The organism is Congregibacter sp. (genome assembly GCF_965660375.1).
Lineage (GTDB): Bacteria > Pseudomonadota > Gammaproteobacteria > Pseudomonadales > Halieaceae > Congregibacter.
Genome location: NZ_CBFHZO010000050.1, coordinates 13,473 through 35,458, shown reverse-complemented (window position 1 = coordinate 35,458; position 21,986 = coordinate 13,473). Strand labels below are relative to the sequence as shown.

Here is a 21,986-nt window from a genome sequence, read left to right as displayed (position 1 = left end):
CGCTAGGCCTCCCGCAGGTAGGGAAAGCCGCCTTCCTTGATATACAGCTCACAGGGCGTGTTGCCCTCGGGTGTCAGTGAACTGCCCGGGGGCAGCCGCAGCCAGCTGTGCGTGGGGTACTCGCCCTCTGCATCGGCAAAGCTGCCCCGCAGGACAAAAAGCTCTGCTCCCTGAGGGAAATTCAGGGTGCCTATGTTGCCTGGGGCCGCCCATCGCTCAAGGCGCATATGGTCACTGAATGATTCCTGGGCGTAGAGCTTCTTCCAGGCGACGCCGGGGCGCACGCTGGATCGCCATTCTGCATTGTTGGTGTCCAGCGCCACACGCTTGCGGCTGTCTCCGGGAAACTGCCTGAGCTTAACGAACAGCAAACAGCCGTTCCTGGAAAAGGGCGCGTGGCGGAAGCCCTCGGGGTTCAGTAGATAGCTGCCCGCAGGCCAGTCACCGTGCTCATCACAAAATACGCCGTCCAGAACGAGGATCTCTTCTCCATCGGGATGGGCGTGTGCGGGAAACCGGCTCCCTGGTTGATAGCGAACCAATGACGTCACCTGTCCGCTCTCGGCGGGTCCCACGCGATGGAGTCGTTTGCGCAGCACTTCACCCCCCGGGCTCTCCTGCCAGTCGAGGGTGTTGCTGTCTACGGTGATGCGGCGATTTAAATCGCCATTGAGGATGCTTGCTGTCATTTTCAAACCTGTATCTGTTCGTCTTTTTCGTCGTTAATTTGGACGCTAGTGTGATCAAAGTGTTCCCCGAATGCACAGTGTCCTTTTTGTTGTCACGCCGCTGATATAAAGTGGCGCCATGGCAAAAGTACTCGTAACACATCAACTACCGGGGCAGCAGATTCTGCAGCTACCGGATCATTGCGACATGAATATCTGGATGGGTCCCGGGCTGCTCCCCGCCGCAGGTCTTCGTGATGAGCTTGCCGGCTGCGAGGGTCTGCTTTGCCTGCTTACCGACAAGATCGATGCGTCACTGATGGAAGCTAACCCGCAGCTGCGCTTCATTGCGTCCATGTCCGTGGGAGTGGATCACATTGATGTGAAGGCTGCTACCGCTCGGGGCATTGTCGTGGGTAATACGCCCGGGGTGCTTGTGGAGACCACTGCCGATGCGAGTTTTGCCCTGCTGCTGGCCGCGGCCCGGCGACTTGTGGAGGCAGACCGCTTTGTTCGCGGTGGTCACTGGCGCGTCGAGAACGCGTGGTCACCGGAGTTTTTCACGGGGAAAGACGTTGCCGGGGCGACCCTGGGGATTGTCGGACTGGGTGAGGTAGGGCAGGCCGTGGCCCGCCGTGCAGCGGGCTTCGGGATGAAGGTCCTCGCCTGGAACCGTACCCCCCGCAGCGTGCCCGGTGTAGAGGCGGTGGAGCTTGATGAGTTGTTGGCGGCGAGCGACTTCGTGAGTATTAATCTTGCCCTGGGTGAGGAAACGCGCAATCTCATTGATGAACGGCGCCTCGGACTGATGAAGCGCGATGCGGTACTGGTCAATACCTCCCGGGGCGGCATTGTGGATGAGCAGGCACTGGCCGATGCTCTGAGTCATGACCGGCTCGCGGCAGCGGGTCTGGACGTTTTTGAGCGTGAGCCGGTGCCCGATGATCACCCGCTATTGAGTTTGCCCAACGTGGTGGCCACGCCGCATATCGGCAGCGCAACGGAAGCCACCCGCATCAAGATGGCCGATATGGCCGCACTGAATATGCTGGCGGCCCTGAAACATGAGCCTATGCCCCACTGTGTAAATCCCGAGGTTTACGCGTCCTGAGTCCGGGGCTCCGTGATCAGTTTTTCTGAACTGCTGGCGTGGAGCACGCCGGAGTTTGAACGCCCCTGCGCCGTCAGCGATTGTCGCCTCTACGAGGCCCGGGGCTACCGCTGGCTAAGCAGCGGTCCCGAAGCGATTCAGACCGCCATATGCCTCGACGAGCCTGCAGCGCTCGTGCTCCCAAACCATCGTGCGATGCTGCTGGCGGCACTGCTACCAACGATGATTTCCTCGGTGCTCGATCTGGGCGCCGGGGGGGGAGGGTTTCTTCGCCATATCCGATCCTGGGAAAAGCCTCCCCGGGTTTCCGGAGTGGAGATTCATGGTGAGATGCTCCACGCGGCGCGGGAGCACTTTGCCCTGCCGCCGGAACAACTGATTCACGTCACCGACGCGGTGGATTTTCTGGGACGTGATCGCGCTCGCTACGACCTGGTGCTCTGCGATTTATTCAGCGACCGAAGCGCGCCCGCGGCGCTGCAGGATGAGTTCTTCTTCGCCACGCTTGCCCGGCGCTTGGAACCGGGCGCCGCGGTAGCCATCAATACCCTGCCGGATTCCGCGGAATCCTTACTGCGCGTTGTAAGCGCTGCGCGACAGCACTTCGACGGGGTGGGCATCGTGCAACTCAGTGAGCTGGGAAATGTGTTGCTCTTTTTGCAGGAAGAGTCGCTGGCGGACGACGAGACTTTGCGCAGACGCTTGTCGCAGTCCGCTTATGCTGCAGACCGTGATGTTGTTGAGGCTCTTGCGAGCCTTCGCCGTCTTCAGGGCGCTTCCGGCAGCGTCGACAGCCCCTGACGGATCACCTTGCGCACCGCGCCCCTGTCCACTTTGTTGGCATCCTGAATCAGCGAACTGACGCTCACCTGCCACAGGAGATCCGTGGTCCTGTTATCCAGAAAGACGATCATGAGCTTGCCGGTTTGCTTCGCACCTCCCAGCGCATAGGCATTGTCTACTGACGCACCGTCCACCTGCCGCCCGATGGTGGCGGTGGGGTAAGGGTTGACGTTGGAAGAAGTGCTCTCCAGAAGACCATCGTTGACGCCCGCCGCGGCAATATAGTCAACGAGGAACTCGGCGTCTGCCTTGGGCGTCAGGGTATAGCCAAGCTCTGTCATGCGCTCCTCAATAGCCGCGCGAATAGCGGGGTCGGCCTGATAAAGCTTGTCCTTGGAATAGGCCGTTGGGACGAGAGCTTCGCTGCGCCAGCCATAACGGGTGTAACCGCTTTTCGCCAAAAGGTCCGTATCACCGGGAATAATCTCGGCGCCGCTGCAGGCGCCCAGGGAGAAAAGTGAGCCGAGCAAGAGAAGAGCAAAAAGACCCCGGAGCGTGTTGTGCATGTGAATACCATCTGCAGGCGTTGAAGATCCGGGATGGTAGCAACAGCGTCCCCTGATTGCGATGAAGCGATACCCTAGCCGCGCTGGGATTCGCGGTATTGGGATGGAGACAGCCCCACTGTTTGTCGAAACATCCGTGAAAAATACAAAGGATCCAGATAGCCCAGCATCACGGCGATGGTCTTAACACTATGCTGGGTACTGTCCAGGAGCCTGCATGCTGCCTCCATCTTCATATGCAGGAAATGCCGCATGGGGGAGTAGCCGGTCTCCGCTTTGTAGCGGCTGGAAAAATGCTGGGGCGTCAGTCCCGTGAAGGCAGCAAGCTCCCCCAGCGAGAGGGAGCTGTTCACGTGTTCTCGCATATAGGATTGCAGCTCGGGCAGGCGCAGCTTCCCCATGTTCTGACTTCGTTGCCGGTCCCGGCACAATGCGAATTCCGCAAGGAGATGACGGAGCCGGTTCGCGGCGCCAATGTAGGCATCGAGACTATAGCCTGTGCTGCCCGCCGTGAGCATTTGATCAAAGCCTGTGAGCAGCGATGGTTCCACGCCGCTGTGCATGCGGTATTCATCGTCCGGCAGCAGGTGGTCGATAAAGTCCCCGGCGTTGCTACCCTTGAAGTGCACCCAGTATAACGTCCATGGGTCCTGCTCGACCGCCGCATAGCTGTGTTCCAGAGTCCGGGGCAGTAACACCATATCTCCGGTGGCGACAGAGAAGCCGCCGCTCGGGGTCTGCACAAATCCCCGGCCCTCGGTACATAGCAGAAGCAGGTTGTCGTCATGCTGCTCTCTACGCATGGAATGCCCATGAGCTCTGGGATAAAAGCCCATAGCGGTAGGGTAGCAGCCACAGGTCAGGGGATGCTTTTCAAGCGCCTCGAGAAGAAACCCGGGGGTGAGTATTCGCGATGCGCTGGACGACAGAGGCCAATTGGAAGGCCGGCTCATGATCGGGCCTCAAACAGTAAGCTATCTTAATATTATCCATGGTTTTGCTGGTTTCGTCGCTACTCGAAGACCCTGCGCCCTGCTACATTAGCTATTGCTAACTAATTTGAATGTTTGGAGTTTTTACCATGAGCCGCAAGATTCCTCTGTTTATCAACGGCGAGTTTATGCAGGGCAGCAGCGACCAGACCTTGCCAGTCACAAGCCCGGCCACGCAGGAAGTCCTGGCAGAGGTGACTTTCGCGACAGACCGGGAAGTGGATTTTGCAGTGGCCAGTGCCAAAGACGCTTTTGAGACCTGGCGGGAAGTCCCCATTTCTGACCGCGCACGCCTCATGCTCCGTTACCAGGCTTTGCTCAAGGAGCATCATGACGAGCTGGGAGAGATTCTGGCCAAAGACACCGGCAAGACCTTTGAGGATGCCAAGGGTGACGTCTGGCGCGGTATCGAGGTGGTCGAACAGGCTGCCAATATCGCCTCGGCCATGATGGGCGAGACCGTGGAGAACGTCGCTGGCGGCATCGACAGCTACAGCTATATCCAGCCCCTGGGCGTATGTGTCGGCATAACTCCCTTTAATTTCCCGGCTATGCTGCCTTTATGGATGTTCCCCATGGCCATCGCCTGCGGAAACACCTTTGTGCTCAAGCCCTCGGAGCAGGTACCCATGACACCGGTGCGCCTGGTGGAGCTGTTTATGGAAGCCGGCGCGCCCAAGGGGATTCTGAACATGGTTCACGGTGGTGCCGAGCAGGTCGATCAGCTTCTCAATCATGCGGATACCCGGGCCGTGTCCTTCGTGGGCTCATCCCATGTGGGAGAGCATGTGTACAAAACAGGCACGGCGGCGGGCAAGCGCGTTCAGTGCATGATGGGCGCCAAAAACCACATGGTGATCATGCCTGATGCCGATAAAAATGCGGTACTCAACGCGCTGGTGGGAGCATCCGTAGGCGCCGCGGGTCAGCGCTGCATGGCGATTTCTGTCGCCGTATTCGTGGGCGAAGCGGCTCAGTGGATACCGGAGCTTGCGGAGCGCGTGGGGAAAGTCCGTCCCGGGGCCTGGGATGACGTGGGGGCAGCCTACGGACCGGTGATCTCCAAATCCGCCCACGCGAGGGTGCTCGATCTCATCGCCAAGGGCAAAGACGAAGCAAACTGTCTCCTCGACGGATCTGATTGCACCGTGGAGGGTATGCCCGATGGCAACTGGGTGGGACCAACCATGTTTTCCGGTGTCACGCCACAGATGACAATTTATAAAGAGGAAATCTTCGGGCCGGTGCTTTGCTGTATGGAGCTGGAGACACTGGACGAGGCGCTGACCGTGATCAACGCCAACCCCATGGGTAACGGCACGTCGATCTTTACCGCGTCTGGCGGCGCCGCCCGCAAGTATCAACACGAGGTAGCCGTAGGGCAGGTGGGCATCAACATTCCCATTCCTGTACCCCTGCCGTTTTTCTCCTTCACCGGGTGGCGGGGCTCTTTCCGCGGCGATCTGCACCCCTATGGCAAGCAGGCCGTGCGTTTTTATACCGAAACCAAAACTGTCACTGCACGCTGGCGCTACGATGAGTCCGAGGCGGGCAAACAGCCTAATATGAGCATCAATCTTCGCTAGAGGTAGTCGCGGGTGCCGCTAGCTAATTGCCTTGACCTCTCTTAATAAACAGTCTTGAACTGTTTCAGGTGCCAGACATGGATTTTTCCCTTAGTGACGAACAGCAAGCCTTTGTAGAGAGCGCCCGGGCCTTCTCTGACGGTGTTCTGGCGCCCAACGCTGCTCGTTGGGATGCGGAGTCGATCTTTCCCAAAGACGCTCTTGCGGCGGCGGGAGAGCTCGGCTTTATGGGGATGTACACACCCGAAGAAGCCGGCGGGCTGGCTCTGTCCCGTCTTGATGCCAGCCTTATCGTCGAGGAGCTGGCTCGCGGCTGCACCACCACCGCCGCGTTTCTCACCATTCACAACATGGCCACCAGCATGATTGGCCGCTACTGCAGCAATGAAGTGATCGAGCAGTGGTGCCCGGACCTGGTCATGGGTAAAACCCTGGCGTCCTATTGCCTCACGGAACCCGGCGCGGGCTCCGATGCCGCATCCCTGCGCACCAGCGCGATGAAAGACGGTGACGATTATCTTGTGAACGGCAGCAAGGTGTTTATCTCTGGTGCGGGAGAGACCGACGTACTTGTGGTCATGCTGCGCACCGGCGATGCAGGACCCAAGGGCGTGTCGGCGCTGCTTATTCCCGCGGACGCCCCCGGCATTACCTATGGCAAAAAAGAAGAAAAGATGGGCTGGAACGCCCAGCCCACGCGCATGGTGACCTTTGAGAATGTCCGCGTGCCCCAGGGCAATCGCCTCGGTGCAGAGGGGCAGGGTTTCGCTATTGCGATGGAAGGCCTTGATGGCGGTCGCATCAATATTGCGACCTGCAGTGTGGGCACCGCGCAACAGGCTCTGCAGGAAGCGGCCAACTACGTAGGGGAGCGTGAGCAATTTGGGAAGGCCATTGCAGAGTTCCAGGCGACCCAGTTCAAGCTCGCGGATATGCTCACCGAGGTGGTGGCGGCGCGGCAAATGGTGCGCCTGGCGGCGAGCAAGCTCGATAGCAAAGACGGCCAGGCCAGCACCTACTGCGCCATGGCAAAACGCATGGCGACGGATCTCGGGTTTCGCGTGTGCAACGAGGCTCTGCAACTGTTCGGGGGCTACGGTTACATTCGCGAGTACCCCATGGAGCGCCACGTGCGCGACACCCGGGTCCATCAAATATTGGAAGGCACTAATGAAATTATGCGCGTGATCATCGCCCGGCGGTTGATGATGGACGGCGCTTTGGAGGTTATTCGATGATCAGCAGCAACTCCCCCAAACTTCTGGTAGAACAGCGAGAACACACCGCGCTGATCACCATTAACAATCCTGCGGCGAATACCTGGGATACCGAGAGCCTGCCGGCACTTCGCGATCTCATTGCCGATCTCAATGCCCAGTCCGATATTTACGCGTTGGTGCTCACCGGTGCCGGCGAGAAATTTTTTTCTGCCGGTGCGGATTTAAAACTTTTTGCCGATGGCGACCCGGAGACGGCCGGCGCCATGGGACGACTCTTTGGCGAAGCCTTTGAGGCCCTGGCGGATTTTCGGGGTGTCTCTATCGCGGCGGTGAACGGCTTCGCCATGGGCGGTGGCCTGGAAGTGGCCCTGGCCTGCGATATCCGCGTAGTGGAATCCCAGGCCAAGCTCGCACTGCCCGAAGCGCGAGTGGGTTTGCTGCCCTGTGCCGGCGGCACCCAGCGTCTTGCCCAGTTAGTGGGTGAGGGTTGGGCCAAGCGCATGATTCTCTGCAATGAACGCATTAATGCAGCCACTGCCGAGCGTATCGGCCTTGCAGAAGAAGTCGTGGAGACGGGAGCTGCGCTTGACCATGCGCTGGCTCTCGCGGCGCAGGCTGCCCAGCAGAGCCCCAGTGCCGTCGCACGGTGCAAACGCCTGATCCACAGCGCCAGAGACAAAGCCATCGCTGATGGGCTTCAGGCTGAGCGGGATCTGTTTGTGGAACTGTTCAGTACAGAAGACCAGCGCGAAGGGGTGAACGCCTTCCTCGAAAAACGTGAGCCGGAGTGGAAAAATGCCTGAGGCGGTTTTGATCAGCGTTGAATCTGCTACCGAGGGCAAGCTGGGTCGTTTAACACTCAACAGCCCCGAGACGCTCAACTCCCTGACGTTAGAAATGGTCGATCTTATTCAGGGCGCGCTTGACGGCTGGCGTGATGACCCGGCCATTGCTGCGGTCGTGATCGATGGCAGCGGCGAGAAAGCCTTCTGCGCGGGGGGAGATGTGCACGCTCTCCACGCTTCTTCTTCTGGTACGCCGGGCGGCCCCTGCGAGTACGCCGAGACTTTTTTCGCGCGGGAATACCGCATGAACTATCACCTGCACACTTATCCAAAGCCTATTCTCTGCTGGGGCCATGGCATTGTGATGGGCGGCGGACTCGGTGTGATGGCAGGCTGCTCTCATCGCGTGGTGACTGAGGCCACGCGTATCGCGATGCCTGAGGTGAACATCGCTTTGTTCCCGGATGTGGGCGGCAGCTGGTTTCTGAATCATATGCCCGGTGCGAGCGGCCGTTTTCTGGCGCTCACTGCAGCGTCGGTCAATGCAGCGGATGCGCTCTTTTGTGGCCTTGCAGATCGCTTCATTGCTGCCGAGCAAAAAGAAGCGGTGCTTGCGGCTCTGCTCGCAGTGAGCTGGGAGGCAGACAGTGCGAGCAATCACGCTCACATGCGTCACACCCTGCGAAGTTTCAGCGAGGCAGACGGGGGTCCCGAGCTGCCCGCACCGCAGGTGCAGCCGCATCTGGAGACCATCAATACACTCTGCGATGGTGACGATATTCATGACGTCATCGATCGCATCACCCAGCTGGAGACCGAAGACCGCTGGCTGGCTAAGGCCCGCGATGGACTGGTGTATGGCTCAAAACTGGCCGCACAGTGGATTGACCGGCAGCTCTTCGAAACTCGCCACAGTTCCCTGCGGGAAGTGTTTCAGCAGGAAGTGCAGCTGGGCACCAACATCATGCGCCATCCGGAGTTTGCCGAGGGTGTGCGTGCGCTGTTGATTGACAAGGACCGTAAGCCAGCTTGGACCTACGCCGATTCCCGCTCGGTGCCGACCGAGGTGGTCGACAGCTTCTTCACGGCCCCCTGGTCCACTAATCCTCTCGCGGACCTTTGAACCGGTAAAGGAATATCATCATGCAACAACGCGTCGCTTTTATTGGTCTTGGCAATATGGGTGGGCCCATGGCAGCTAATCTTTTGGCTGCCGACTTTGCTGTCACCGTTTTCGACTTATCTCAGGAGGCCTGCAAAGTACTGGCGGACAAGGGCGCAACCGTCGCAGAGTCGGCAGAGACCGCAGCAGAGTCTGTAGATTTTCTTATCACCATGCTGCCGGCGGGCAAGCATGTCGCAGGTTTGTATCTGGGAGATGACGGTTTGCTGGCCATGCTGGATTCGAGCACCACGGTGCTGGATTGTTCGACGATTGACGCGCAAACCGCGCGGGAAGTCGGTGAGGCTGCGGCTGCCAAGAATATCGGTTTTCTGGATGCGCCGGTGTCCGGTGGCGTCGCCGCTGCCCAGGCGGGTACGCTGGCCTTTATGTGTGGCGGTGATGCGAAGGTATTCGAGACTGCCCAGGCGGCGCTCAATGCCATGGGCCGTGCCAGTTTTCATGCCGGTCCCGCCGGCGCCGGCCAGGTGGCGAAGGCCTGTAACAATATGCTCCTTGCGGTGCATATGCTGGGCACCTGCGAGGCCCTGGCTATGGGTGAGCAACACGGTCTGGACCCGGAGCGGCTGTCTGAGATTATGTTGGCGAGCTCCGGTCGTAACTGGTCCCTCGAAGTCTACAACCCATGGCCCGAGGTCATGGAAGGCAGCCCTGCCAGCAACAGTTACCAACCGGGATTTATGGTGGACCTCATGGCCAAGGATCTCGGCCTAGCCATGGATGTTGCGAAAACCGCAGGTATCGATAATCGCATGGGGCAATTGGCGCAGGCGCTTTACGAAGAACATCAAGGCGCCGGGAATGGGACTCGGGACTTCTCAAGCGTGCTTGAGCGTTATCGGCAGAAGTAACCACCCGGCCCTGTTTCCGCCATCTCCCACCGCACGCTGTCACTCCGCTCGCTGGCGTCCTTGGTGCCGACAGGCTGGTTAGCCCTTCGTTGGCACGAGCACTTGTGCGGGCGTAGTTCTTACGCAGCAATCAGGAGCGCGCAGCGCGACGCGGAGTAAGGACTACGGTCGTGCGAGTGCGGATTACCCATGAAAATCAGAATCAGTCGTGCTCTCTGATCCAGCCATAGTGGGATACACCTCATCGAAGGTTTCGAAGATGGCATCCAGGGGAAGATCATCAAAGCTGCCGCGTTCGCGCACGTACTCCATGTGCCTGCGGCCGCTGGTGTCATAGGGGTGCATAAGCGCGCCGTTGATAGGATCGAACTCCAGGGCTTCAACCCCAAAGCGCTCGCACAGTTCGATGTTGAAGGCGGTGGAGAGCTTTACCCATTGCTCGTTGAGCCACAGTTCGGCGTAGCCGTGCCAGGCGAAAAGGTCCGTGCCCATGCTTTCGCTGAGCTTGTCACTGGTCAGGTGATTGAGCACGTCTGCAAAACCCAGGCGTGCCGGGATACCGCGAGCGCGGGCGCAGGCAGTGAGCAGCACCGATTTGGGCACACACCAGTTGCTGCCCGAGCCGGCGATGACACTGGCCCGGTAAACCGATGGGTCGCGGGAGACCTGGTAAGGGTCGTAGCGGATACCATCGCGCACCGCGTAGAAAAGTTCCTCAGCAATGGCGACGGGATCTTGGGCGTTGTTACCGGTCTGCGATGCGAAGTCGCGCACTGCCTCGCTATCGCTATCGAGAAACCAGCTTGGACTGAGGGTCTGGGAGGAGGGAGTCATGGACAATTTCCTGGGCTATGTGACGCAAGAGTAAAGCGTCGTTGTGTTCACTGCGATCAAATCAGTTCTCACTCGTCATTAAGGATTTCGCCGAATCCAGAAGACGCTCGGCGTCATAGGCGCTGGTGCTGAAGATTCCTTCGAAGCGTTCACTGTCAAAGTAATACTGATCGGATTCTACGTTGTGTAGCACCGCAAGCTGGCTGACTTTGCCGCTATAGCTCAGCGACACTCTCAGCACCTCATCGGCACTCGCCGCATCATGGTCGGCGGGATCAACGAGTCCACTGATCTGCATGCTGCCCAACGCATCCGCAAAGGCAGTCGCCAAGGTCTGGTCCACGACCGTATTGTCATTGCGGGACCATTGGCCATCGATCAGTGAAAATTGCACGCCGTAAAGAGAAAATTCAGTGGCGGCTTGTAAAGCCAGGAGTCGTGTATCCAGCCAGCTGTCGATATCCGCCGGTGCATCAAAGCTGCTCAGGGGCAGGACATACACCGCGGACTCACCGTCCACCCGCGCGTGGATTTTGCGTAACGCCGGGGTGCTCCCAAGAAAGACAGTGGCGTAACCATCGTCATTGGCAAAGGTGATTTTTCTTTCGAAACCCGCATCTGACACCTCGAAGCGCTTCGCTGCGGCCTCGCTGTCCGCGATGGGAAAGCCGGGATCCGTTGTCAGCAGAGCATTGAGCAGTGAGCGAATCTTGCTGTTGTCTGCGGGGAGGCCGAGATCCAGATTCCACTGATCTCCGTCTCGCAGCAGTACAAGAGTGGCACCTTCATCCGTAGAAACCTCAACCCGATTCACCGTGTCCGGGTTAACTGCTGTTACCAGTGCATCGCGGCTGGTTTGTCTGGGACTTTCCGGCCAGTAAAGGTAAGCGACCAACGCGAGTTGGGTCAGGAAAAGGACCGTGAGAATTCGCACTATCACAGAAGAACCCTCCCCAGTTGCTTCTCCCGCCGTCTGCGCTGCAGACGCCAGATACCGTAGATCACGAGAAGGAAAATCAAGGCTCCCGCATAGTTGGCATATTCAATCCTCGCCTGCATATTTTGCGGCAGAGCGGGGAGCGTACGATTAAAGTGTGCCCGGGAGCGAATGTTCATCAGACTACTGTCCTGCAGCGCCCAGTCTACGGCGTTCATCAGAAACTCCAGAGGTCCGAAGTACTGGGTGCCGGACGCGGCAATAACGCCGCTCAAGACCTGATCACTGGCAAAATCGTTGGAGCTCACAACGATGAGGCGAGAAGAGGATGGAGATTTACTGATCAACGGCGTGCTGGGTGCCTCCACATCCCCGTCCTCAGCCATGCCTTCATCTGGCGATGCTGCTGCCTCGAGCGGGGGCACCTCCTGAAAAAAGCTGGTGAATTCACCGCTCAGCAAAACACCTACGGAAGCGCGCTGTCGTGATTTTCCTGCTCCCGAAAAGCTGCTTTGGCCACTGTCAGTCACCGTGGGCATGACATCGCTTTGCACGGACAGCCAGGCTTTGTCCGAGCTGCTTAGCAGGGTTGTGCTCACAACGTTCGCAGCCGGCTCCACAGAAAGAGGCGACGCCCAACCTACCGTGAGATTGGGAAGACCCTGGGTGATGGGGTGATCAGGGTTCAAACCCTCATCGCGGATATCCAGTAAGTAAGGGTAGTCAACGAACTGCATGTCCCGGAATTCATAATCTCCCACGCGTCGCAGCACCGGGACGGGGAATGCCGCCTGGCGATCATCCAGCACCACGGTGTCCTCGATGCGAATGCCCTGGTGCGAAAGCCACTCTTCCATGCCGCTGTCTACCCCGCGCAATTGCAGGGCCGTGCCGCGGGCTTCGATGGACCGTGGCGATGTGGCGAGAATGACCGTGCCGCCGCGCATGAGGTATTGATCAACAGCGAACAGCGCTGCGGGCGGAAGCGACTCGGGGGCCATGACCATAAGAAGATCTGCGCTGGCATCTACCCTGCCATCGGCAAGATCTTCCATAAGGATGCTGTGATCCTGACTGATGGATTGTTGAAGCGTGCCAAAGCTATGCCCCTGAGGTGGCATACCACCCCGCGGCTGACTACTGCCGGGTAAGGCGAGGGCGATCGTGCGGGTAAAGCCGCTGGCAAAGCGTCGCAGGCCTGCCTCCAGGGCATCACCAAAGTCGCTGCTGTCAAAACGTCCGGTGGGGAGCTGGATGACCTGGTGATCGTCTTCCAGGGTGAGGTAAAAGTAGAACTCGTTTTCATCGCCCAGGGCCGTAATCATGGGCTGGAATCCCCACTCGTCCAGAATACGCGCGGCTTCGGCACCGTTGTTTGCTTCCGGCTCCACGAAATCGATGTTGAACTTGTTCTGGGAGTTGGGAATAAGGGCCTGGGCCTCGCCGCGGATGGCGTCGCGATAGTCCACCAGCAATTGGGGCAGTTTGCTGTCATCGGAGACGTAGGCCCTCAGCGTCACGGGCTTGGAAATCTGGTCAAACAGCTCCCCACCGCTGCGATAGCGATAAAGCACGTCGCGGATAGCCCGCGTTACGTCGAACTCGGGGTTGCGCAGGAGTACGTCAGGTTCTCCCCCCGCAGCCATCTTCACCTCAATGAAATCCGAGAAACCCAGCACTTCTTTTTCGTTGCCGTACTGCACCAGCACATTAAAGTAGGCGTTCACCAGCGCCGATTGATAGCGATCCGCTACCTGAAAGGGGGTGGCCTGAATGCCATACTCTTCATTAGCCTGTTTCTCCGCCGCCGCGTCTTCGGCGGGGTCCACAAACTCCACGCGAACCTTGCCTGCCCCTGCTACTGCGTACTCCCTGAGGAGGTCTCGCAGTTGTGGCACCAGCGGTGCGAGGAGGGGATGGGAGCGCTCGCTGAAGTATCCGCGGATAAGCAGGGGTTCCTCGAGTTGTGACAGCAGTGTCTCGCTCGGTTCTGAGAGCGAGTAAAGTTTGCCTTCGGTCACATCTGTCCTGACCCCGGGGACCTTGTGAAGCCAGAAGCCGGCGAGGAGCAGATTGAGCACTACCAGTGTGAGGCCAAAGCGCCAGGCTCGATGCCGGGTATTTGAACGTCCGGACCAGCGACCGCGTTCCAGGGCGTAAACGTTAAGGCTCAGGAAACCGGCGGTGACAGCGAAGTAGTAATACAGATCCCGTAAATCGAGCACCCCGCGGGTGATGCTTTCAAAGCGCGAGCCTGAGCCCAGGAGGCGAAGGAACTCCGCCATGTTTCCGCCAAAGAAACCCAGGAGGAGTTCGCTGCCGGCAAGATAAAGCAGGCCGCAAAGAGCAACACTGCCAATGAGACTGACGATGGCGTTATCCGTGCGCGAGGACACAAACAAACCCACGGACAGATAGCTGCAGCCCATAAGAAGGGTTGCGAGATAACCCGCAAACACGGGCCCCCAGTCCAGTGTCGCAATACCCGCTACGGTGAGCGGCAGGAGCAGCGTTGCCAGAAGCGCCAGGGTCAGCACCGTGACGCAGGCGAGGAATTTGCCGATGACAAACTGCCATAGGGGCACGGGCAGGGTGAGAACATGCTCCAGGGTGCCGCTGCGTCTCTCTTCACTCCAACTGCGCATGGTAAGCGCGGCGCTGAGAAAAATAAGAAGCAGGGGCATCCATTCAAAGAGGGGACGCACATCCGCTATGTTTCGGGCGAAGAACGCTTCTACCCAGAAAAATATGAAAAGACACAGAGTCAGGAAGCTCGCCAGGAACATCCAGGCGACAGGCGATGCAAAAAACAGCTGCAGCTCTTTGCGGGCAACGCGAAACAGCACGACATCAGGACTCATGGCTGCCTCCTTTCTCGCGCACCGCTTCGCGAAAGATCTGCTCCAGGTTGCGCCGCAGGGGCGTCAGCGAATACAGCTTTGCGCCGCTCTCCATAACGATGCGACTGATATTTCCCGCGGCCGTATCCATTGCTGCGTTATCGTTTAGCTCCAGGCTTAAGGTTATCTTGCTGCCGCTATCGTCCAAGGCCGACACCCTGGCTACCTGGGGTAGGCGCGACAGAAGATGCTCCATGTCAGTGGTATCGTTGCTGCAGCTGAGAAGGAGCTCGCGACTTTCCCGCAGCACAGCCAGGGGCGAATCCAGCGCCAGGGCGCCGTTGGACAGCACCAGGACCCGCTCGCATAGCGCGTTCACTTCCTGCATCACGTGGGTTGAGAGAATCACCGTTGCCTGACGGGACAGCTCTCTCACCAGCTCTCGCATGTGTTCATTCTGCTGGGGATCCAGGCCGTTGCCCGGTTCATCCAGAATCAGGAGCTCGGGCTGTCCGAGGATTGCCTGCGCCACCCCCACGCGTTGTTTGAACCCCCGGGAGAGTTGGCCGATGGGATCAAAAAATCGCGCTCCCAGTTCCGTGGCGTCGACGCTGTAGCGTAGGGCGCGACGCTTTTCATCTCCCCGCAGACCCTTGAGCCGCGCGGCGTAGTCGAGGTAGTCCGCGATGGTCATTTCCGGATACACAGGAAGGTTTTCCGGCAGATAGCCCAGGCGCTGCTGAATCTCTGTTGTGCCTGGGCCCAGGTCCTTGCCGCTTATACTCACGCTGCCGGCGGAGGGCTCCAGATAGCCGCTGAGCATCTTCATTACCGTGGTTTTGCCGGCGCCGTTATGGCCCAGGAGACCCACGATCTGGCGCTCGTTGATAGAAAAAGAAACATCCTGGACGGCCGGGGTTTTGCCGTAGTACCGAGTAAGCGATTTTACGTCGATCATGGTTTTTGGCTGTCTTGAAAGGGGTTAATGAAGGGTGATCCGGGTAATCCTCAGGGAAGCACAAGCTTAATGATAAAAATGATCAGGACCGCTGTGAAGATGCGGCGTATCCAGACTTCTCCACCCTGCACGGAAAAACGTGCACCGAAGTACCCACCCATGGCGTTGCCAGCCGCGAGGGCCAGACCAAACTGCCAGTGGATGGATACGGCTGTGGCAAACACCACAATCGCGAACAGGTTGTAGGTCAGGGCAATAAACACTTTGTGCATGTTCGTGCGCACCAGGTCCAGTCCCATCACCCGATGGAGGATTGGCATGAGGATAAATCCAACACCCACCTGAATGAACCCTCCCCAGCAGCCCGCGCCGAACATCAGGATGTGGCCGAGCACCAGGCGCCTGCGGGTCAAGAGCCCAGTAGACTCCGCTGATTTTTTACCGGGAATCTGCATCAGCACGAGCACGACCAGCATCACCAGCGCCAACACGCGGTCAAACCATTCGCCGTCCAGCTGCACCCCGACCAGGGCTCCGAGGATGGCCCCGGGAATTGCAGCGGCAGAAAGGGTGAGGCTCAGCCGGAACTCGGAAAAGCCCCGACGGAAAAAGGTGCGCACCGCTACGATGTTCTGCGCAATGATGGAGATGCGGTTGGTGCCATTGGCTTCGGGCCCGGACAGCCCCAGAAACAGCATAATCGGCACAGTCATGAGCGAGCCGCCACCGGCGATGACGTTGAGCATCCCCGCGATGGTGCCGGCGGCGATGAGTAAAGCCAGCTCCCAGAGCTCGACGGTCACTGTTTATTCGGCTCTTCGGCGCTCAGGGACGGGTCCTTAATCGTCGCCCCAGGGCTCCCGCATGGTGACGAACTCCTCCGCGGCAGTCGGGTGAATGCCGATGGTGCTGTCAAAGGTTGCCTTGGTGGCACCGGCCTTCAGTGCAATCCCGATACCCTGGATGATCTCGCCGGCATCGGGGCCCATCATATGTACACCCACTACGCGATCCGAGGCGTCATCGACGATAAGCTTCATGAAGGTTTTTTCATCGCGACCGCTGATGGTGTGCTTCATGGGCTTGAAGGTCGATTTGTACAGGGTGATGTCGCCGAATTCGATCTCCGCCGCACTTTCGGTGAATCCCACGGTGCCGATATTAGGCTGACAGAATACCGCGGTGGGTATGAAGTCATAGTCCACGTTCTTTTCCATATCGCCGTACTGCCGGCGGGCAAAGGACATACCCTCAGCTAGCGCCACCGGTGTGAGCTCCATGCCGCCAATAACATCACCCACGGCAAAGATGCTCGACTCGGCGGTTTGAAAGTGCTCGTTGACGTCGATGGTGCCATGGCTGGTAAGTTTTACATCCGTGTTCTCCAGCCCGAGGCCCTCAAGGTGAGGTCGCCGTCCTGCCGCGCAGAGAATGGCATCCACCTCAATGCTGCTGCCATCAGTGAGCTCCACCTCCAGTCCACCGGAGCCCCGTTTTGCACTGACCACGTTGGTCTCAAAGCGCAGATCTACGCCGGTTTTGCGGATCTCCTGGGCCGCGTGGGCCCGGATATCACTGTCAAAACCGCGGAGGAACAGCGGGCCGCGATACAGCTGGGTTACCCGTGAGCCCAGGCCGTTGAAAATGCCGGCAAACTCCACGGCGATGTAGCCGCCGCCGATGATCAGCAGGCGTTCGGGAAAACGCTCCAGATCAAACACTTCGTTGCTGGTCACCGCCAGCTCGTTGCCCGGAAAGTCGGGTTTGTAGGGCCAGCCACCGGTGGCAATGAGGATCTTGCTGGCGGTGTAATGCTGGTCGCCCACGGCTACGGTGTTGGCGTCTATGATCCGTGCGCGGCCGTCAATGAGCGTCGCGTTGGCACCATCGAGCATGTTTCGGTAGATCGCGTTGAGTCGCGCTATTTCGGTTTTTTTGTTGTCCCGAAGTGTGCTCCATTCAAAGCGACGATCGCCACTTTCCCAGCCGAACTCCCGGGCATCGTCGAAGGCTTTACCGAACTCGGATGCGTAGACGTAGAGCTTCTTGGGCACGCAGCCTACGTTGACGCAGGTGCCACCCATGTAGCGGTCCTCGGCTATCGCTACGCGCGCGCCGAAACCGGCTGCCATGCGGGCTGCCCGGACACCACCGGAGCCTGCACCGATAACAAATAGGTCGAAATCTAGATCACTCATTGCTGTTCCTCCTGAGGGCGGGCATTCTATCAGGCCTGCGCCATCGGTATTGTGAGAGCTTCTCCTCACTTTTATGTGGCCTGTGCAGACCATCACGTCGGACACCGAGCACTGAGAGTAGTTGCATGAAAAAAATAGTTAAGTTGCTGTCTCTGGGACTTCTGGTTACGTTGCTGTTCGGCCTTTGGACTGCCAGGAACGCCATGCAGGTCGCGGTGGGCTACAGTGCCAAGCAGGTTTGCTCGGGCGTTTTCCTCTCGGGTCTATCCGAGGAATTTGTCCGGGACCGTGATGTTTCCCCCAATATGGCGATTCTGGGCCCCTTGCTCGGAGCCCTGAAGATCAATACGGACAAAGAGGAGGGCGTGGTAGCGGCGTCTCTTCTGGGTGTGAAGGCGAAGGCGGTGCATCTTCCCGGCAGGGGATGCACCCTCAATGGCCGGGGTGAGGGTATCCCGCCAATGGCGTTGGCCTCCGCTGAGGAGAAAAGCCCCGGCGTACCGGCCGGGTGGCGCTCAGCGGTGAGCGCCGCATTCGCGGAGCCCGAGATCTCGACCGGTGCCCGCAATACCTATGCACTGCTGGTAGCAAGCCAGGGCGAACTGCTTCTGGAGGCCTACGCCAGCCCCATAACAGCCCGGACCCGCCTCCAGGGCTGGTCCATGAACAAGAGCCTGATGGCGACCTGGATAGGCATGCAGACTCACAGGGGGCTTATCGATCCGGCCCAGTCCCTGGGGGTACTGTTGGCGGATGATCCGGAGGTTCCGGATCTTGATCCCGGGCTGACGCTGCTGCACTTGTTACAGATGGAGAGCGGCCTGGATTTTGTGGAGGTCTATGGTCCTGGCAGCGATGTGACCAAAATGCTGTATACCGCGCCCGCCATGTGGCAGGTGCCAGCGTCAAAAGCTCAGGCTTACGCACCGGGGGAGCATTTCTCCTATTCCAGTGGCGATACGGTTTTCGCCAGCTATCTGTGGCAGCGTACGCTGGATGAGCCCTACGAGGCATGGATTGCCCGGGAGTTTTCCGCGCCGTTATCTATGGACTCCCTGGTGGCTGAGGCCGATGCCAGTGGTGTACAGGTAGGATCGAGCTATGTGTATCTCACCGCCCGGGACTGGATGAAAGCGGGACAGTTGTGGCTGGATGCCTGGCACGGTCGATCCGAGCTTCTGTCGCAAAGCTGGCTTCGAGACTCGGTGACCGCCCGTCCCTCGGATGACAGGGGCCGCTATGGGCGAGGGTTCTGGCTTAACACCGGTGGCGTGGCCTTTGAGGGACTCCCCGAGAACCTCTTTTATGCCGGGGGTCACGCCGGACAGTTTGTAGTGGTAATCCCCGAGTGGGAGACGGTGGTCGTGCGTCTCGGGTTGACCGGGCCGGGCGTGGACAAGGGCATGCATGAGTTTTTGCTGGCCCTGGCAAAGCTTCGTTCCCCGGCGTCCTGATGGCGATGCAGCTTTCAGGCATCTATCGCTACCCGGTAAAGTCCGCGCAGGGTCACGGGGTGAACTCCGCAATGATCGACCGCTTTGGCCTGGCGGGGGATCGCCGTTGGATGCTCATCGACAGCGACGGGCAATTCTACAGTCAGCGCCGGGCTCCCGCGTTGGCTTTATTGGCGGTGGCGCCGCGTGAGACCGGGCTGCGCCTGAGCTTTGACGAGCAAAGCATAGATGTTGACCTGCCGGGCTCTCAGAACAAGGAGGTCACAGCCACCGTGTGGGAGCATACGCTTCTTGCCCGCTGTGCAGAGCCCAGGGTCAATGTCTGGCTCAGCGAGCGTCTCGGTGAAGACCTCCGCCTGGTGTTTTGTCCCGACAACGCTACCCGGAGTGTCGATGCCGCTTATCTACCCGAGAGCCTTGGGGAACAGCGCGTGGCGTTTTCCGATGGTTTTCCGCTATTAATCGTCTCTCAAGCGTCTCTCGATGATTTGAATGCGCGGTTGCCGGCATCCGTGTCCATGGACCGCTTCCGTCCCAATCTGGTTGTCGCGGGCAGCGAACCCTATGCCGAGGATCAGTGGCAGGGTTTGCGTATCGGATCCACAACGCTGGCAGTGGTCAAGCCCTGCTCCCGCTGCGCCATACCATCGGTAAACCAGCAAACCGCGGAAAAAGACCCGGTGATCAATCCTGTGCTCGCAAGTTACCGACGGCGAGACGGCATCATTTACTTTGGTATGAACGCTATTGTCACGGCCGGGGATAGTTTTACCCTTGGCGATACCGTGTCAGTGCTGGATTAATCCTAAATATTGCCAAAGCGGCATCAGCCTGATTTTCAGACTCGGGCTGCTACACTGCGCGCGTTTTTTTATCCTGCTCAACAACACGCGGAAATTATTGAGGCATCACCATGTATACACTTTTGCGCAGCAGTAGTTGTTTTTTGACGACCAGTGTTTTATTCATCAGCAGCTTTTGTCTATCGCTCAGCGCCGCCGCAGTGGATCGGATCGAGATGCAGGACGGCTCTGTGGTCCTGGGCACCGTGCAGGACGCCGATGCCGGCAAGGTAATAATAGATACTGCCTTTGCCGGCACCGTGGAGATTGATCAATCGGCAATTGTCGCTATGACAGTGGAGTCCGATCTCGTGCTGCAAATGGACGACGGCAACGTATTGGAAGCTCCGGGGCTGGAAGTCGCTGAAGAGCAATTGGCGCTACCCCGGCAGACACAGCAGACTTACGCGCTCAAGCAGCTTACCCGTATCAACCCCGAGCCCTGGGAACTGGGTAACGGCTTTAAGTTCGGTGGACTGGCAAGTTTTGGCTATAACAGTCAGCGTGGAAACACGGACACCGATGAGCTGGATTACCGCTTTGAAGCCAACTGGGAAAGCCTGGTGGATCGCTATCGCGTTGAGGCTTTCGGCGAAGTTAACGAAGCTAACGGGACAAAGAACGCTGAGAACTGGACTGCTCGAGCTCGCTATGATCGCAATCAGACCGGCAACTGGTACTGGGGCGGTGGTGTATCGGCGGAGCAGGACTTGTTCGCTGACCTGGACCTGAGAACATCCATCGGCCCCTATCTGGGCCGAAAGTTTTTCACCGACGAGATTTTCGCCCTGGAGGCCGAAACCGGTCTTGCGTACATCACGGAAGATTTTGTGAGCGCTGCGGACCGGGAATACTTAGGTAGTACCTGGGACGTCCACATTAATTCTAATTATCTGGGGGGAAACTCCCGCCTTTATATCGACCATAAAGGCATCTGGAACCTCGATGAGGCCTCCAACGTTGTGCTCAACACGACCTTCGGTCTGGCGTTTCCGCTTCTTTATGGTATTGAAGCATCGGCAGAGCTAGCCTATGACATCAATACCGGGGCGCCCGAAGGTACGGAAGAGGTTGATCAGACCTACCGAATCCGTCTGGGTTACACCTGGTAAATCGACCTACAGCCTTGCCCGGCGCACCGCTGCGGCAAGGCTGTCCAGAACCGGAAGCGTATCTTCAATGGACAAACAGGCATCGGTGATGCTCTGTCCATAGGCCAGGGAGTCACGGTCGGCAATAGCCTGGTTACCACCGACCAGATGACTCTCCAGCATCACCCCTCGCAGGGCATTCTGCCCTTGTTCAATCTGGTCGCAGATATCGGCGGCAACGATCGCCTGACGCTGCGGGTCTTTCTCGCTGTTGCCGTGACTGCAATCCACGATCACGCCGGGTTCCAGCTTCGCCGAGGCCATTGCCGTGGCCGCCTCATGCACCGCTGCGCTCGCATAGTTTGGTCCACTGCTCTTGCCGCCCCGAAGGATGAGATAGCTGTGAGGATTACCAGTGGATTGCAGTGTGGCTGGCGTTCCCTCCCGGGTAAGGGATGGAAACCAGTGACTGTGGTTGGCACTGCGAATGGCATCGATGGCAACGCCGATATCCCCATTGGTTGCGTTTTTGAATCCCACGGGCATGGACAGCCCCGACGCGAGTTCCCGATGGATCTGACTCTCGACCGTGCGGGCACCGATGGCGGCGAAGCTTACAAAATCCGCGTAATACTGACCAAAGGTGGTGTCCAGAAATTCACTCGCGGCCGGCAGGCCGAGGTCGGCAATGTTCCGAAGTACCTGTCGCGCCAGTCGCAGGCCTTTGTTGATGTGAAAACTGCCATCAAGGTCCGGATCATTGATGAGACCCTTCCAGCCCACGACAGTGCGGGGCTTCTCAAAGTAAACCCTCAGCACCGGCAGAATCGCATCGTTGAGGTCGACGCAGTGGGATTGAAGTTTCTGTGCAAACTCCAGCAGGGCAGCCGGATCATGTACCGAGCAGGGACCTACGATAACCAGCAGGCGCGGGTCTTTTCCTGCCAGCACGTCTTCAATCTGCCCTCGGGCTTTTGCTATGGTGGCGGCTTGCTCATCCGACAGAGGCTGCTCGTTGGCAAGCACCCAGGGAGTGATCAGGGGTTGGGCCTGGCGGATGCGTGTATCATAAATACCTTGGGTCATG

At 58.7% G+C, this 21,986-nt stretch carries 20 protein-coding genes; 10 read left to right on the top strand and 10 right to left on the bottom strand.

What is annotated here, in order from left to right; genetic code table 11:
- Positions 1-2: 2 nt before the first annotated feature.
- On the bottom strand, positions 3-689 hold the full coding sequence (locus tag ACTG3T_RS04260; protein ID WP_439101024.1) for a cupin domain-containing protein: 687 nt from the start codon (positions 687-689) through the stop codon (positions 3-5).
- Between the two features lie 118 nt (positions 690-807).
- On the opposite strand from ACTG3T_RS04260, the gene ACTG3T_RS04255 reads away from it, so the two are divergent.
- Positions 808-1,779, top strand: a complete 972-nt coding sequence (locus ACTG3T_RS04255) for a 2-hydroxyacid dehydrogenase (protein ID WP_439101023.1) — start codon at positions 808-810, stop codon at positions 1,777-1,779.
- Between the two features lie 12 nt (positions 1,780-1,791).
- Positions 1,792-2,580 carry a spermidine synthase gene (locus ACTG3T_RS04250; protein ID WP_439101022.1) on the top strand — a complete coding sequence of 263 codons (789 nt, stop codon included), beginning with the start codon at positions 1,792-1,794 and terminating at the stop codon, positions 2,578-2,580.
- On the opposite strand, the gene ACTG3T_RS04245 is transcribed toward ACTG3T_RS04250, so the two are convergent.
- The gene (locus ACTG3T_RS04245; RefSeq protein WP_439101021.1) at positions 2,547-3,128 is read right to left on the bottom strand and encodes a DUF4136 domain-containing protein; all 582 of its coding nucleotides are present in this window, start codon (positions 3,126-3,128) and stop codon (positions 2,547-2,549) included. The two genes, ACTG3T_RS04250 and ACTG3T_RS04245, sit on opposite strands and share 34 nt — an antisense overlap.
- A gap of 74 nt (positions 3,129-3,202) precedes the next feature.
- Complete coding sequence (locus ACTG3T_RS04240; RefSeq protein ID WP_439101020.1) at positions 3,203-4,081, bottom strand: helix-turn-helix domain-containing protein; 879 nt, start codon at positions 4,079-4,081, stop codon at positions 3,203-3,205.
- 128 nt (positions 4,082-4,209) lie between these two features.
- Between ACTG3T_RS04240 and ACTG3T_RS04235 the strand changes: the two genes are divergently transcribed.
- The 5 genes from ACTG3T_RS04235 (at position 4,210) to mmsB (ending at position 9,745) form a co-directional block, all read left to right on the top strand.
- Positions 4,210-5,706, top strand: coding sequence for a CoA-acylating methylmalonate-semialdehyde dehydrogenase (locus ACTG3T_RS04235; protein WP_439101019.1), 1,497 nt, complete (start codon positions 4,210-4,212; stop codon positions 5,704-5,706).
- Between the two features lie 77 nt (positions 5,707-5,783).
- Entirely contained in the window at positions 5,784-6,944 is a 1,161-nt protein-coding gene (locus tag ACTG3T_RS04230; protein ID WP_439101018.1) for an acyl-CoA dehydrogenase family protein, read from the top strand.
- Complete coding sequence (locus tag ACTG3T_RS04225; protein ID WP_439101017.1) at positions 6,941-7,729, top strand: enoyl-CoA hydratase; 789 nt, start codon at positions 6,941-6,943, stop codon at positions 7,727-7,729. The genes ACTG3T_RS04230 and ACTG3T_RS04225 overlap by 4 nt, the downstream gene beginning before the upstream one ends.
- Positions 7,722-8,834 (top strand): enoyl-CoA hydratase/isomerase family protein, encoded by a 1,113-nt coding sequence (locus ACTG3T_RS04220; protein WP_439101016.1) that lies wholly within the window; start codon positions 7,722-7,724, stop codon positions 8,832-8,834. Before ACTG3T_RS04225 ends, ACTG3T_RS04220 begins: the two co-directional genes overlap by 8 nt.
- A 20-nt stretch (positions 8,835-8,854) precedes the next feature.
- Positions 8,855-9,745 (top strand): 3-hydroxyisobutyrate dehydrogenase, encoded by an 891-nt coding sequence (gene mmsB / locus ACTG3T_RS04215; RefSeq protein WP_439101015.1) that lies wholly within the window; start codon positions 8,855-8,857, stop codon positions 9,743-9,745.
- Positions 9,746-9,928: 183 nt separating this feature from the next.
- Here the strand turns inward: mmsB and ACTG3T_RS04210 are convergent, their stop codons facing one another.
- From ACTG3T_RS04210 to gor, 6 genes are all read right to left on the bottom strand, one after another.
- Positions 9,929-10,579: a transglutaminase-like domain-containing protein gene (locus ACTG3T_RS04210; RefSeq protein WP_439101014.1), complete on the bottom strand. Its 651-nt coding sequence runs from the start codon at positions 10,577-10,579 to the stop codon at positions 9,929-9,931.
- A gap of 61 nt (positions 10,580-10,640) precedes the next feature.
- Positions 10,641-11,519, bottom strand: a complete 879-nt coding sequence (locus ACTG3T_RS04205) for a DUF4340 domain-containing protein (protein ID WP_439101013.1) — start codon at positions 11,517-11,519, stop codon at positions 10,641-10,643.
- Complete coding sequence (locus ACTG3T_RS04200; RefSeq protein WP_439101012.1) at positions 11,516-14,377, bottom strand: Gldg family protein; 2,862 nt, start codon at positions 14,375-14,377, stop codon at positions 11,516-11,518. Before ACTG3T_RS04200 ends, ACTG3T_RS04205 begins: the two co-directional genes overlap by 4 nt.
- The gene (locus ACTG3T_RS04195) at positions 14,367-15,314 is read right to left on the bottom strand and encodes an ABC transporter ATP-binding protein (RefSeq protein WP_439101011.1); all 948 of its coding nucleotides are present in this window, start codon (positions 15,312-15,314) and stop codon (positions 14,367-14,369) included. Before ACTG3T_RS04195 ends, ACTG3T_RS04200 begins: the two co-directional genes overlap by 11 nt.
- Positions 15,315-15,364: 50 nt before the next feature.
- Complete coding sequence (locus ACTG3T_RS04190; RefSeq protein WP_439101010.1) at positions 15,365-16,117, bottom strand: sulfite exporter TauE/SafE family protein; 753 nt, start codon at positions 16,115-16,117, stop codon at positions 15,365-15,367.
- 36 nt (positions 16,118-16,153) lie between these two features.
- Positions 16,154-17,512 (bottom strand): glutathione-disulfide reductase, encoded by a 1,359-nt coding sequence (gene gor / locus ACTG3T_RS04185; protein WP_439101009.1) that lies wholly within the window; start codon positions 17,510-17,512, stop codon positions 16,154-16,156.
- A 125-nt stretch (positions 17,513-17,637) separates the two neighbouring features.
- Between gor and ACTG3T_RS04180 the strand changes: the two genes are divergently transcribed.
- The 3 genes from ACTG3T_RS04180 (at position 17,638) to ACTG3T_RS04170 (ending at position 20,920) form a co-directional block, all read left to right on the top strand.
- The gene (locus ACTG3T_RS04180) at positions 17,638-18,966 is read left to right on the top strand and encodes a serine hydrolase domain-containing protein (protein ID WP_439101008.1); all 1,329 of its coding nucleotides are present in this window, start codon (positions 17,638-17,640) and stop codon (positions 18,964-18,966) included.
- Positions 18,966-19,769: an MOSC domain-containing protein gene (locus ACTG3T_RS04175; RefSeq protein WP_439101007.1), complete on the top strand. Its 804-nt coding sequence runs from the start codon at positions 18,966-18,968 to the stop codon at positions 19,767-19,769. The genes ACTG3T_RS04180 and ACTG3T_RS04175 overlap by 1 nt, the downstream gene beginning before the upstream one ends.
- 143 nt (positions 19,770-19,912) lie before the next feature.
- Positions 19,913-20,920 (top strand): DUF481 domain-containing protein, encoded by a 1,008-nt coding sequence (locus ACTG3T_RS04170; RefSeq protein ID WP_439101006.1) that lies wholly within the window; start codon positions 19,913-19,915, stop codon positions 20,918-20,920.
- 6 nt (positions 20,921-20,926) lie between these two features.
- On the opposite strand, the gene ACTG3T_RS04165 is transcribed toward ACTG3T_RS04170, so the two are convergent.
- Positions 20,927-21,985 (bottom strand): 3-deoxy-7-phosphoheptulonate synthase, encoded by a 1,059-nt coding sequence (locus ACTG3T_RS04165; protein WP_439101005.1) that lies wholly within the window; start codon positions 21,983-21,985, stop codon positions 20,927-20,929.
- Position 21,986 lies beyond the last annotated feature (1 nt).

Coding starts and splice junctions, on each gene's coding strand:
- ACTG3T_RS04260 (WP_439101024.1), bottom strand. CDS start 689: ATGACAGCAAGCATCCTCAATGGCGATTTAAATCGCCGCATCACCGTA.
- ACTG3T_RS04240 (WP_439101020.1), bottom strand. CDS start 4,081: ATGAGCCGGCCTTCCAATTGGCCTCTGTCGTCCAGCGCATCGCGAATA.
- ACTG3T_RS04245 (WP_439101021.1), bottom strand. CDS start 3,128: ATGCACAACACGCTCCGGGGTCTTTTTGCTCTTCTCTTGCTCGGCTCA.
- ACTG3T_RS04195 (WP_439101011.1), bottom strand. CDS start 15,314: ATGATCGACGTAAAATCGCTTACTCGGTACTACGGCAAAACCCCGGCC.
- mmsB (WP_439101015.1), top strand. CDS start 8,855: ATGCAACAACGCGTCGCTTTTATTGGTCTTGGCAATATGGGTGGGCCC.
- ACTG3T_RS04225 (WP_439101017.1), top strand. CDS start 6,941: ATGATCAGCAGCAACTCCCCCAAACTTCTGGTAGAACAGCGAGAACAC.
- ACTG3T_RS04255 (WP_439101023.1), top strand. CDS start 808: ATGGCAAAAGTACTCGTAACACATCAACTACCGGGGCAGCAGATTCTG.
- ACTG3T_RS04210 (WP_439101014.1), bottom strand. CDS start 10,579: ATGACTCCCTCCTCCCAGACCCTCAGTCCAAGCTGGTTTCTCGATAGC.
- ACTG3T_RS04165 (WP_439101005.1), bottom strand. CDS start 21,985: ATGACCCAAGGTATTTATGATACACGCATCCGCCAGGCCCAACCCCTG.
- gor (WP_439101009.1), bottom strand. CDS start 17,512: ATGAGTGATCTAGATTTCGACCTATTTGTTATCGGTGCAGGCTCCGGT.
- ACTG3T_RS04235 (WP_439101019.1), top strand. CDS start 4,210: ATGAGCCGCAAGATTCCTCTGTTTATCAACGGCGAGTTTATGCAGGGC.
- ACTG3T_RS04175 (WP_439101007.1), top strand. CDS start 18,966: ATGGCGATGCAGCTTTCAGGCATCTATCGCTACCCGGTAAAGTCCGCG.
- ACTG3T_RS04220 (WP_439101016.1), top strand. CDS start 7,722: ATGCCTGAGGCGGTTTTGATCAGCGTTGAATCTGCTACCGAGGGCAAG.
- ACTG3T_RS04200 (WP_439101012.1), bottom strand. CDS start 14,377: ATGAGTCCTGATGTCGTGCTGTTTCGCGTTGCCCGCAAAGAGCTGCAG.
- ACTG3T_RS04230 (WP_439101018.1), top strand. CDS start 5,784: ATGGATTTTTCCCTTAGTGACGAACAGCAAGCCTTTGTAGAGAGCGCC.
- ACTG3T_RS04180 (WP_439101008.1), top strand. CDS start 17,638: ATGAAAAAAATAGTTAAGTTGCTGTCTCTGGGACTTCTGGTTACGTTG.